This window comes from Ruminococcus sp. AM26-12LB (assembly GCF_003480785.1).
In the GTDB taxonomy this organism is placed as follows: domain Bacteria; phylum Bacillota; class Clostridia; order Lachnospirales; family Lachnospiraceae; genus Blautia_A; species Blautia_A fusiformis.
This window is the reverse complement of the sequence record NZ_QUJX01000006.1, coordinates 20,707-33,121: the sequence shown is the minus strand read 5'-3', so window position 1 is coordinate 33,121 and position 12,415 is coordinate 20,707. Positions and strand designations below refer to the sequence as shown.

At 46.1% G+C, this 12,415-nt stretch carries 8 protein-coding genes; all 8 read right to left on the bottom strand.

What is annotated here, in order from left to right:
* Positions 1 to 229: 229 nt before the first annotated feature.
* A complete protein-coding gene (gene glmS / locus DW694_RS05680) occupies positions 230 to 2,068 on the bottom strand; it encodes a glutamine--fructose-6-phosphate transaminase (isomerizing) (protein ID WP_022427034.1) in 1,839 nt (612 codons plus the stop codon).
* Between the two features lie 107 nt (positions 2,069 to 2,175).
* Positions 2,176 to 3,387: a threonine ammonia-lyase gene (ilvA, locus tag DW694_RS05675; protein ID WP_015525229.1), complete on the bottom strand. Its 1,212-nt coding sequence runs from the start codon at positions 3,385 to 3,387 to the stop codon at positions 2,176 to 2,178.
* A gap of 6 nt (positions 3,388 to 3,393) precedes the next feature.
* Positions 3,394 to 4,332, bottom strand: coding sequence for a signal recognition particle-docking protein FtsY (ftsY, locus tag DW694_RS05670; RefSeq protein ID WP_015525230.1), 939 nt, complete (start codon positions 4,330 to 4,332; stop codon positions 3,394 to 3,396).
* A gap of 18 nt (positions 4,333 to 4,350) precedes the next feature.
* Positions 4,351 to 7,911, bottom strand: coding sequence for a chromosome segregation protein SMC (gene smc, locus DW694_RS05665; RefSeq protein WP_118752676.1), 3,561 nt, complete (start codon positions 7,909 to 7,911; stop codon positions 4,351 to 4,353).
* Between the two features lie 13 nt (positions 7,912 to 7,924).
* Positions 7,925 to 8,605 carry a ribonuclease III gene (gene rnc, locus DW694_RS05660; protein ID WP_021652555.1) on the bottom strand — a complete coding sequence of 227 codons (681 nt, stop codon included), beginning with the start codon at positions 8,603 to 8,605 and terminating at the stop codon, positions 7,925 to 7,927.
* Positions 8,595 to 8,843 carry an acyl carrier protein gene (locus tag DW694_RS05655; protein WP_021652554.1) on the bottom strand — a complete coding sequence of 83 codons (249 nt, stop codon included), beginning with the start codon at positions 8,841 to 8,843 and terminating at the stop codon, positions 8,595 to 8,597. Before DW694_RS05655 ends, rnc begins: the two co-directional genes overlap by 11 nt.
* A 48-nt stretch (positions 8,844 to 8,891) precedes the next feature.
* Positions 8,892 to 9,938: a phosphate acyltransferase PlsX gene (gene plsX / locus DW694_RS05650; RefSeq protein ID WP_059085900.1), complete on the bottom strand. Its 1,047-nt coding sequence runs from the start codon at positions 9,936 to 9,938 to the stop codon at positions 8,892 to 8,894.
* A 230-nt stretch (positions 9,939 to 10,168) separates the two neighbouring features.
* Positions 10,169 to 12,004 (bottom strand): ABC-F family ATP-binding cassette domain-containing protein, encoded by a 1,836-nt coding sequence (locus DW694_RS05645; protein ID WP_022427037.1) that lies wholly within the window; start codon positions 12,002 to 12,004, stop codon positions 10,169 to 10,171.
* Positions 12,005 to 12,415 lie beyond the last annotated feature (411 nt).

Below are 12,415 nucleotides of genomic sequence, written 5' to 3'. Positions count from 1 at the left end.
GGCTGTCCGGGCACTCTGGTTTCAGTTCAATCTCCTCTCTGGCACTACCGGCATAAGCATGTACCCGTCACCCCTTCTTAATATCCCCTGAAAAGCAAAATAATTTCACAGCATCATATGTCTATATGATACCATGAAACTATTTTTGCGTAAAGATTTTATAAAAAAGCCTCAGAGTATTTTCGCATATACATACTCTGAGGCTTTCTCTATAGTCCATATATATTTTTTACTCCACTGTCACGCTCTTCGCCAGATTTCGTGGTTTATCCACATCCAGTCCTTTGGCTACGCTTACGTAGTAGCCCAGAAGCTGAAGCGGGATCACTGCCAGGGATGTTGCAAAGTGCGGGTCTGTTTTCGGGATGTAGACGGTGAAGTCTGCGGTATCCTCGATATTGTAATTACCAAATGTGGTCAGGCCCATAAGGTAGGCGCCGCGGCTCTTACACTCAACCATATTGCTGACTGTTTTTTCGTAGAGATCCGGCTGGGTCAGCACACCGATCACAAGAGTCCCGTCTTCGATCAGGGAGATCGTTCCGTGTTTCAGCTCTCCGGCAGCATAGGCTTCAGAGTGAATGTAACTGATCTCTTTCATCTTCAGACTGCCCTCCAGGCTGATAGCGTAATCAATTCCTCTTCCTACAAAGAAAGCATCTTTTACATTTGCCTGTTTTGAGGCAAACCACTGGATACGTTCCTTATCTTCCAGGATCTTACAGATCTTATCCGGAAGTGTCTGCAGTTCACTGATATAATTGCTGTAGGCTTCTTCTGTGATCGTTCCTCTTACCATTGCAAACTGGATCGCCAGTGTATAAGCTGCGATCAGCTGTGTGCTGTACGCCTTGGTAGTAGCTACAGAAATCTCCGGTCCGGCCAGAGTATAAAATACATTATCAGCCTCACGTGCAATGGAAGATCCCACTACATTAACGATTCCCAGTGTACGAATACCATTTTCCTTGCATTTACGAAGTGCTGCAAGACTGTCTGCTGTTTCACCGGACTGGCTGATGATCACTGCAAGGCTGTTGGTGTTAAGGGCCATTTTTCGGTAACGGAATTCGGAAGCGAGCTCTACTCTTACCGGGATCTGTGCAAGATCCTCGATCACATACTGTGCTGCCATTCCTACGTGATAAGCGGAGCCGCAGGCTATGATATAGATCTGCTGGATGTTCCGGATGCTTTCTTCTTCCAGGCCAACTTCACTGAGGTCGATCTTTCCATCCTTGAGCACGGAATTCAACGTATCCAGTACTGCCTTTGGCTGTTCATGGATCTCTTTCATCATGAAATGCTCATATCCGGCTTTTTCCGCTGCTTCTGCATCCCATTCAATGGTTTTCAGCTCTTTCTCGATCTCATCTCCATCAAGATTGTAGAAGGTGACTTCGCCTTTTTTCACACGCGCCATCTCCAGATTGCCGATATAATATACATTGCGGGTGTATTTCAGGATCGCCGGTACGTCAGAAGCGATAAAGGATTCATCTTCTGCCACTCCAAGGATCATGGGGCTGTCTTTTCTGGCTACATATATTTCACCCGGATAATCCTTGAACATGATCGCAAGGGCATAGGAACCACGGATACGTACCATGGAATGTGTGATGGCATCCACCGGTGTTCCCTCATATTTCTTGTAATAATAATCGATCAGCTTGACTGCTACCTCGGTATCGGTCTCAGAATAGAAAGTATAGCCTTTACGGGTGAGCTTATTTTTCAGTTCCTGATAGTTCTCAATGATGCCGTTGTGGACTGCTACGATATTACCGTCGTCTGTCATATGCGGATGTGCATTGTTCTCAGAAGGTTCACCATGAGTTGCCCATCTGGTATGACCGATACCACAGGTTCCCGGTACAGTCTCTCCGCCGTTTGTCTTTTCTGACAGAACTTTCAGTCTTCCCTTGGCTTTGATCACTTCCGTCTCGTCCTCGCCGTCACGTACGGCGATTCCAGCGGAATCATATCCTCTGTATTCCAGCTTGGAGAGTCCATCTAAAAGGATCGGAGCTGCCTGGTGTCTACCTGTAAATCCTACAATTCCACACATATTTATCTGTCCTTTCTGTCTATGCAGGTATTTTCGCAAAAGACCGGGCTGTTACATCATATGCAACAGTCCGGTCAGAAGTTTCAGTTATTGCAATATAACACGTCCTACAGTATAGCACGTACCACTCTCGGTTTGCAACCCGCTTTTTCCAGAGCTGCAACGATCTGATTCTTATGATCTGTTCCGAATGCTTCCATAGTGATCCGAAGTTCTACGGCTGCATTTCGGTTGGTACTTACAAACTGGTTATGATCCAGTTTGATAACATTACCCTGATTTTCAGCGATCACACTTGCAACACGTACCAGTTCACCTGGCTTATCCGGAATAAGTACGGATACGGTAAAGATACGGTCACGCTGGATCAGTCCGTGCTGTACAACCGATGACATGGTGATCACATCCATATTTCCACCGCTTAAGATGGAAACGATCTTCTTATTCTTTACATCCAGATGACGGAGAGCTGCTACAGTAAGAAGTCCTGAGTTCTCTACGATCATCTTGTGGTTTTCTACCATATCAAGAAAAGCCACGATCAGCTCATCATCATCGATGGTAATGATATCGTCCAGATTTTCCTGGATATATGGGAAGATATTTTTTCCCGGAGTCTGTACTGCAGTACCATCTGCGATAGTATTTACGTGAGGAAGCGTTACGACCTCACCTTTCTCCAGGGATGCCTTCATACATGCTGCGCCTGCCGGCTCAACACCGATGACTTTGATGTGTGGGTTCAGAAGCTTCGCAAGTGTAGAGACACCTGTAGCAAGTCCGCCCCCTCCGATCGGTACCAGGATGTAATCTACAAGCGGAAGTTCCTGTACGATCTCCATGGCGATAGTTCCCTGACCGGTTGCTACTGCCGGATCGTCAAATGGATGGATAAAGGTATATCCTTTTTCTTCTGCAAGGGCAAGTGCGTGTGCGCAGGCTTCGTCATATACGTCGCCGTGAAGGATAACCTCCGCACCGTAACTCTTGGTGCGCTCTACCTTGATCAGTGGTGTGGTAGTTGGCATGACAATGACTGCTTTTACTCCATATTTATGTGCAGCATAAGCAACACCCTGGGCATGATTTCCTGCAGATGCAGTGATCAGACCTTTGTTCCTCTCTTCGTCAGAAAGTGTGCTGATCTTGTAATATGCGCCACGCACCTTATATGCACCGGTACGCTGCATATTCTCTGGCTTCAGATAAACCTTATTTCCCGTCATATCTGAGAAATAACTGCTGTATATCAGCTTTGTTTCCTGTGTCACTTCTTTTACTTTTGCTGCCGCTTCCTCAAAGCTCTCTAATGTAAGCATTTGTATTTAGCTCCTTTCTTCTACGTCAAAGAGGGCGTTTACAAATGCGTCTGCATCAAATTTCTGCAGGTCATCGATACTTTCGCCTACTCCGATGTATTTTACTGGTATGTCAAGCTCAGACTGGATCGCTACTGCGATTCCGCCCTTGGCTGTACCATCAAGTTTGGTAAGAATGATTCCGGTAACGTTTGCGACCTCGGCAAACTGTCTTGCCTGGGAAAGCGCATTCTGGCCCGTGGTTCCGTCAAGAACTACCAGCGTTTCCAAATATGCTTCCGGATACTCACGTTCCAGAATACGGTAAATCTTGCGAAGCTCTTCCATAAGGTTTTTCTTATTATGAAGTCTTCCTGCGGTATCGCAGATCAGAATATCTGCATTTCTGGCTTTGGCTGCTGCCACTGCATCATAGACAACAGATGCCGGGTCTGCTCCGTCCTGGCCGCCGATGATCTCAACGCCTGCACGGTTGGCCCACTGTGTCAGCTGCTCCCCGGCTGCCGCACGGAAGGTATCTGCTGCCCCGAGGATGACCTTTTTTCCCTGATCCTTTAATTTACCGGCCAGTTTGCCTACGGAGGTAGTCTTACCTACTCCGTTGACACCGATCACAAGGATCACGGATTTCCGGTTCTCAAACTCATATTCTGTGCTTTCTACCTGCATCTGTTTTTTGATGCTGTCGATCAGAAGCTGTTTGCACTGGGACGGCTCCTTGATATGCTGCTCAGCAACCTGCTCCTTTAAATGCTCCAGAATGGAGGTGGTTGCGTTAATGCCGATATCTCCCATGATCAGGATCTCTTCCAGTTCTTCATAAAAATCATCATCAATACTGGAAAAACCGCTGAAAATGGAATCAAAGCCGGCAACGATATTGTCTCGCGTTTTGGTAAGTCCGCTTACCAGACGTTTAAAAAATCCTTTTTTTTCTTCTGCCATACTGATTCATCCCCTCTGCTACTGGGTAAGCTGGTTCTCTACTAAATCTACGGATACCAGCGTGGATACCCCTTTTTCCTGCATGGTAATTCCATAAAGCCTGTCTGCTGCATTCATGGTACCACGTCTATGTGTTATTATAATAAATTGTGTGTTCTTCGTCAACTTCTGAAGATATCCCGCAAAACGTCCTACATTGGAATCATCCAGTGCAGCCTCGATCTCATCCAGAAGACAGAATGGTGAAGGCTTCAGATTCTGGATCGCAAAAAGAAGTGCAATGGCTGTCAGAGCTTTTTCCCCACCGGAAAGCTGCATCATGTTCTGAAGTTTTTTTCCGGGCGGCTGGGAAATGATCCGGATCCCTGCCTCAAGGATATCCTCGTCTTCCGCAAGTTCCAGAGTTCCCCGGCCTCCGCCGAACAGTTCTTTGAAGGCTTTATCAAATTCTTTCTGGATCTCTCCGAATTTTTCGCTGAACTGCTTCCGCATGCCCTCATCCAACTCCTGGATGATCTGTTCCAGCGTTTTTTCCGCTTCCAAAAGATCGTTGTACTGACCGCTTAAGAACGTATGCCGTTCCAGAAGTTCTTTGTAATCCTCAATGGCATTGACGTTGACAGAGCCAAGAGCTCGGATCTCGTCCTTTAATTTATGGATCTGCTGCTTCATCACATACCTGTCATTCATTTCTTCTTTCCTGTACTGCAAGGCATTATTCGGAGTGATCTCGTATTCTTCCCACATATAGGAAATCCTTGCTTCCCGGTTCTCTTCGATCTTTTCTGCCTGAGTCTTCAGTCGGAAGCATTCTTTGTCCAGAAGACTGATCTGGCCAGACAGCTCATCACGCTTTTCAAAAAACTCCTTATGGCTTTTTGTGCGCTCTTCCTTTTCCTGCTGCCATTTTTCCAGCTGTTTTGCAGCCACCTCTTCTTTTGCGGCAAAGCCTTCGATCTCCTTACGGACCTTGTCGATCGTCTTTCTCTTTTCTGCAGTTTCCTGGCTGCCTTTTTCCAGAGAATCCAGAATTTCTTCCCTCTCTTTCGAAAGAACTTCGATTTCCTCTTTCAGGCGCCGCAGATTTTCCTTTATGAAGCTTTCCTTCTGCTGGGATGCAGATGCGTCAAGACGGATCCTTTCCAGCTTCTCTGAAGTCTCCGCTTCGTCCTTTTTCCAGTCCTCCAGCTCCTTCTGCCGGGTCTCGATAAACGTTTCCAGCTCTTCCTCATCCCTTTTGGATGCTTCAAGTTCCTGCGTGATCTTTATGTTATCTGCCTGCATGTCTCTTGCCTGAAGACGGATCTCCTCCTGCTCCCTCTCGATCCTGGTATAACCGCCGCGGATCTCCTCCGCTTTTTTCTCCAGCTGTTCAATGTTCAACCTGGCTGTATTCTGCTGAATGGATTGTTCCTGAAATTTCTGCTGCAGCGCCGCCACAGTATCACGCATCTCATTTCTTCTGCTGCGGTTATCTTCCATGGACTGTCGGATCTCATGATACCCGGCTGCCAGCTCTTTTACCTTCTTTTCCAGTTCCTCGATCTCACGACGACGCCCAAGAAGATTGCTGTTGTTCTTAAAAGCTCCACCGGTCATGGAACCGCCTGGACTTAAGGATTCTCCCTCCAACGTTACCATACGGATACTGTATCGGTATTTTCTTGCAATGGCAATAGCATGATCGATATGATCCACCACCAGCACTCTGCCAAGAAGATATCCGATCAGACCGTCATATTCCTTCTCTGCAGTTACCAGGCCACTGGCAAGACCAATAGCTCCCGGTTCGTTCAAAGCACCTCTCTGATTAAACTCGCCTCTTGAAGAAATGCTGTTTAACGGGAGAAAAGTCGCACGACCATACCGGTTTTTCTTCAGGAATTCGATCATCTGCTTGGCAGTCTGCTCGTTATCCGTAACGATATTCTGAATACTTCCGCCAAGAGCTGTCTCAATAGCGATCTCATAATTTTTTTCAACGTGAATGATATCCGCCACTACGCCACGGATCCCAGGAACATGATTCTTCTGTTCCATGACACGGCGGATACTGTTTCCATATCCATCATAACGTTCTGTGATATTGCGGAGGGATTCCAGTCTGGATGCCTCTCTATGATAGGACGTCTGTTCCTTTTCCAGCTGTGTATTCTGCTGTTTAAGGGTTTCCTGGATGGCATGTATCTCTTTTGTAAGACGGCTGCCTTCTTCTCTGGTTTCCTGAATGGTCTTCGTGATAGTGTCGTATTCCTTCTGTGCCTGATCGATTGCTGACTGCTGCTCCTCTTCCTGGGTTTTCAGGGAAAGGATCCTCTGACTGATTCCTGCTTTCCGGATATCCAACTGCTCCTTCATGGCATCAAAACGCTGTGCCTTACCTTTGGTGTTTGCACGGGAATTAAGGATCTCAATGATCTCATTCTTACCATCTTCCACTGCCTGGGTGCATTCTTCGATGCTGCTCTGGATATTGTCCATTTTTTTCTGCTCGTCAGCAAGTTTTCTGTCGATCTCCCGTAAATTTGCCTGAAGATCTGCTTTTTGCTCTTCCAGAGCTTCCTGGTCTGCAGATTTTTTCTCCGTATCTTCCTGAACTGCTAAAAGACGGCTGCGATAATGACTGTCATTCTGCTCTCCTGCCAGGATCTGTTCATGAAGAACATTGATCTCACCGGACAGCTGTTGTTTACGGATAGCACGATCCCGGCTTTCTTCCCGCAACGCCTCCATCCGCTCATTCAGCTCTTCCAGTATTTTTTCCAGACGTTCATATTCATCCTTGGTACGACTATGAGCATCCTGGGCTTCTTTTAACTGATTTTCTGCGATCCTGGTTTTTTCTTCCAGCTCGCGGATCAGATTTCCGGTGTGTTCATATTCCAGGAGGAACATATTTATATCCAGCTCTTTCAGATTTTCTCTTTTTGCCAGATATATTTTTGCAGTCTCAGACTGACGTTCCAGCGGTTCCAGCTGCTTGGTCAGCTCACTTAAGATGTCCGTGACACGGACCAGATTCTGTTGTTCTTCCTCAAGCTTCTTCAGTGTGGTATTTTTTCGTCTTTTAAATTTGACGATCCCGGCTGCCTCGTCAAAAAGCTCTCGGCGTTCTTCGGGTTTTCCACTTAAGATCTTATCGATCTGACCCTGTCCGATGATGGAATATCCTTCTTTTCCGATACCGGTATCATAGAACATCTCATTGATGTCCTTTAAACGACAGGAGCTGCCGTTGATGCGGTATTCGCTCTCACCGGAACGATACAGTCTTCTGGTAACGGTTACTTCTTCAAAATCCACCGGGAGCTTGTGATCACTGTTATCAAGTGTAATAGCCACGGACGCAAAGCTCAGAGGCTTGCGAAGCTCCGTTCCTGAAAAGATAACATCCTGCATATTCCCGCCTCGAAGCTGCTTGGCGCTCTGTTCTCCCAGAACCCAGCGGACTGCATCGCCAACATTACTTTTTCCGCTGCCGTTAGGTCCTACGATGCCGGTGATCCCGTTATGAAATTCAAAATTTATTTTCTGTGCAAAGGATTTAAATCCCTGCACCTCTATATTTTTCAGATACATTGGCCACCTGCTGTTATTTTATACTGCGTATTGCCTCTAGGGCTGCAGCCTGTTCTGCTGCCTTTTTTGTATGGCCGGTTCCGGTTCCCATACTTTTTCCATTGATCAGCGCCTCCACAGTAAAGCTCTTGCTGTGGTCCGGTCCCTCTTCTTTCAGAAGACGATATTCCACCGGATGATTTCCGCCTTCCTGTACCATTTCCTGAAGCACTGTCTTGCTGTCATAAAAAATCCTCTTATCCTCCAGATCGTTCAGGATAAATTTCATAACAAAAGCCTGTGCCGGTTCAAATCCACCGTCCAGATACATAGCCCCGATCAGAGATTCCAGGGCATCAGAAACGATGGAATCTCTTTTACGACCGCCCATCATTTCCTCACCTCTTCCAAGGAGGATAAACTCCGGAAGCCCGAATTCTCTTGCACAGTAGGCAAGACTCTTTTCACATACCATGCTGGCACGTTTCTTGGTCAACTCACCTTCCTGATTATTCCGGAATTTTTTGTACAGGAAATCACTGCTGATCAGCTCCAGCACCGCATCTCCAAGAAACTCCAGGCGCTCATTGCATCCAAGCTTTCCAAGGTGTTTTTCGTTGGCATAGGAGCTGTGTGTCATTGCCTGCTCCAGTAAAGATTTTGCGGTAAACTGGTATCCGATAGTCTGCTCCAGCTTTTTTAAATTATTTTCCATTTCTTCTTCCCTTCGTTACTCGGCGAAGAGTCTCCACTGCATCGCCGACAGTAACGATCTCCTCGGCTTCCTCCGGGGCGATACGAACATCAAAAGTTTCCTCCAGATCAATAAGAATCTGAAAAAAATCCAGAGAATCCACTCCCAGATCATCCACAAAGGTAGTTTTTTCTGTAATGGCATCCATATTTCTTCCCAGAGTTTTTTCGATGATGGTCTTCAGCATTTCCAGTTCCACGACTGTTCGCCTCCTGTTCTGTCTGTAATATTTCCGGCAATCCCGGTTTTATTTTTTTTCGCTTTTTTCTTCCGCCTGTGCTTTCTGCTCAGCTGCTATAAACTCCTCGATCTTTTCATTGATCTTCTCTTCCTTAAACTGCTCGCACTGAAAGATCGCATGACGGATTTCTACGCTTTTGGCACTTCCGTGGCTTTTGACCACAAGACCTTTCAGACCAAGAAGCGGTGCTCCGCCATATTCACTGGCATCAAATGATTTTAAGGTTTCCTTAAGAGCAGGTTTTACCATCAGAGCTCCCATTTTACTGCGAATGTTTGTCATCATACCTTTTTTGATCATAGATATCAAAGTAGCTCCAACACCTTCATAAAGCTTGAGGATCACATTTCCTACAAAAGCTTCACAGACTACTACATCTGCATAACCTGACGGGATATCTCTCGCCTCAATACTTCCGATGAAATTGATATCCTTACATGCTTTTAACAGAGGGAAGGTAGCCTTTACCAGCGCATTGCCCTTTTCTTCCTCAGCACCGTTATTAACGATAGCAACTCTTGGTTTCTTAATACCCACTACATTTTCCATATAGATGGAACCCATCTGCGCAAACTGTACCAGATGATCTGGTCTCGCATCTACATTGGCACCACAGTCGATCAGAAGGGAAACGCCCTTTGCCGTAGGGATCAGCGGAGCAAGAGGTGGTCTCCGGATTCCTTGGATCCTGCCTACGATCACCTGGCCTCCTACCAGTACCGCACCGGTGCTTCCGGAGGAAACAAAGGCATCGGCCTCCTGTTTTTTTACAAGATTTAATCCCACTACAATAGAGGAATCTTTCTTTTTCTGGATGGCCATGACCGGAGGTTCCGCAGTCTCGATCACCTGAGACGCATGCACCACACGAATCCTGTCCTTAGGATAATCCGGGTATTTCCGAAGCTCTGCTTCGATCACATCCTGTACTCCTGTAAGGATGACCTGGATGTTCTCTTTTTCTTTCACAGCTTCCACTGCGGCTTTTACCGGTTCCTCGGGAGCATTGTCACCACCCATTGCATCTACAACGACTTTTACCATTTCTGACATATGTTGTCCTTTCTCTGTCCGAAATCTTTTCGGAATGCATATGGTACACTGTAGTGAAAATCCTCATACACATCCGTATAAGGATTTTCATTGCAGAGTACCAAAAGTTAAGCGGATATTCGAAATCCGCATTCGCTACCTACTCATAACCGAATAACTGCTTCGCAGTTTATCCGGTTAACGTACCGTTATTTATGATACTAGAGTTTTGCCTGAGAAGTCAATATCTTTTACTCTTTCTGATTTTCAATCTGTTCTGCAAGATCATTTAAATATACCCAGCGATCCATTTTTTCATCCAGCTTCTGCTGGATTTCCTGCTGCTCGTCGGAAAGCTCCCTGAGTTTTCCCGCATTTGTGGCATTGGCAGCCATCTCTTTGTCGATCTGCTCCAGACGTTCTTCCAATGCTGCGATGTCATCGTCAATAGTGTCAAATTCTTTCTGTTCTTTATAGGTAAATTTCAGTTTCTGTTTCCGGTTCTGTTTCCAGGTATCTGCAGCGGATTTCTTTTTCTCAGGCTCAGCTGTTTCTCCCTGTACTGTACCGCCATTCATATCTGAACGCGTTTCCAGAGACTGTCCCTTTCTTTCCTTTGCTTCCAGATAATCCGTATAACCGCCCTCATACTGGACAAGCCGGCCATCTCCCTCAAATGCCATAATACGGTTCACCACATTATCCAGGAAATAGCGGTCATGGGACACTGTGATCACGATGCCGGAAAAAGAATCCAGATAGTCCTCAAGAATGGTCATGGTGGGAATATCAAGATCATTTCCGGGCTCATCAAGAAGAAGAACATTTGGCGCCTCCATCAGAACCTTCAAAAGATACAGTCTTCGCTTCTCACCTCCGGAAAGCTTCTCCACCGGGGTGTACTGCATGGCCGGATCAAAAAGAAATCTCTCAAGCATCTGGGAAGCTGTGATCCTTCCTTCTTTTGTCGGAACATATTCCGCCACCTCACGGATATAATCAATCACTCGCTGTCTTCCATCCATATCCGGAACGTTTTGGGCAAGATACCCGATACGGATCGTTTCTCCGATCTGAATCTCTCCGGAATCCGGCAAGATCAGTCCATCTGCCATTTTAAGAAGTGTGGACTTACCGCAGCCATTTGGTCCGATGATCCCGAGACGCTGATCACGAAGAACAATATGATCAAAATCATTGATCAAAAGACGACCTTCGATGGTTTTACTTACATGATGAAACTCTATGGTTTTCTTTCCCATACGGGTCTCAATGGAATCCATTTCCACATTCTGCTCTTTCAGCGGGGTTTTTCCCGCCTTCAGTGCTTCCAAACGGTCAAGCCTTGCTCTCTGTTTTGTACTTCTGGCACGACAGCCTCTTGCTGCCCATTCCAGTTCCATCCGAAGTACACTGCGGCGCTTCCGGTCACTGGCAAGCTCCATTTCCTCTCTCTGCGCTTTCAGCTCCAGAAATCTGGAATAATCTCCTGCATAGGAATATAATTTTCCGTGGCTGATCTCCAGGATCCGGTTTGCCACACGATCCAGGAAATAACGGTCATGAGTGACCATGATCACCGTCCCACGAAAATTCCGGAGAAAATCTTCCAGCCATATGACCATTTCTCCGTCCAGATGGTTGGTAGGCTCATCCAGGATCAGAATGTCAGCCGGATTTAAAAGCATCCTTGCCAGCGCCACTCTTTTCTTTTCACCACCGGAAAGATTATCCATATTGATATTCTGATCGGTAATACCAAGTGTATTCAGCATGCGTCTGGCCTCACTTTCGGTACTCCAGTCCTTCTGCCATTTGCCTTCTGCCACATAGTCCAGAATGGTCATATGCTGCGGAAATTCCGGAGTCTGGGGAAGCCAGCTGATCCGGATCCCGTTCTGGGTGATCACCTGCCCTTCGTCCGGTTCTTCCTCTCCAGCGATCACGCGGAGCAAAGTAGTTTTACCGGTTCCGTTTACACCGATGATACCTATTTTTTCTCCCTGATCGATGCCGCAGGAGATATCATCAAATATCACCTTATCTCCAAAAATTTTGTGGATATGTTCTATATTAAGAATGTTCATGCGCATTTTCTCCGTTTTCTTCCAAAGTATATAAAAATCATTTCCATGATAGCGAATTTCCACGATTCCGTCAAGAATCACTGTTATGACAGGGGAAAGGGCTGTACCTCAAATCTGGAAGTACAGCCCTCTTGGGGGATTGTTTTTTATCTGGATTTTGGTCAACAGTTTCTGGTGTCGCCAGCTGCTGCCCTTATTTTTCGTATATCCACCGCCTTTCGTATCTTTTGACGCTATTGTAAAAAAAATATCAGAAAATGACAACAGACCTGTGACAAAATGACAGTTTCCATGAAATATGACATTTTTATGGTCAAACGGATATTTTCGATAAAAACAGGTGACTTGATCTATTTGATCAAATGATCCTCAATTTTTTATTTCTAATAATTTTCTACATAATACGTCATT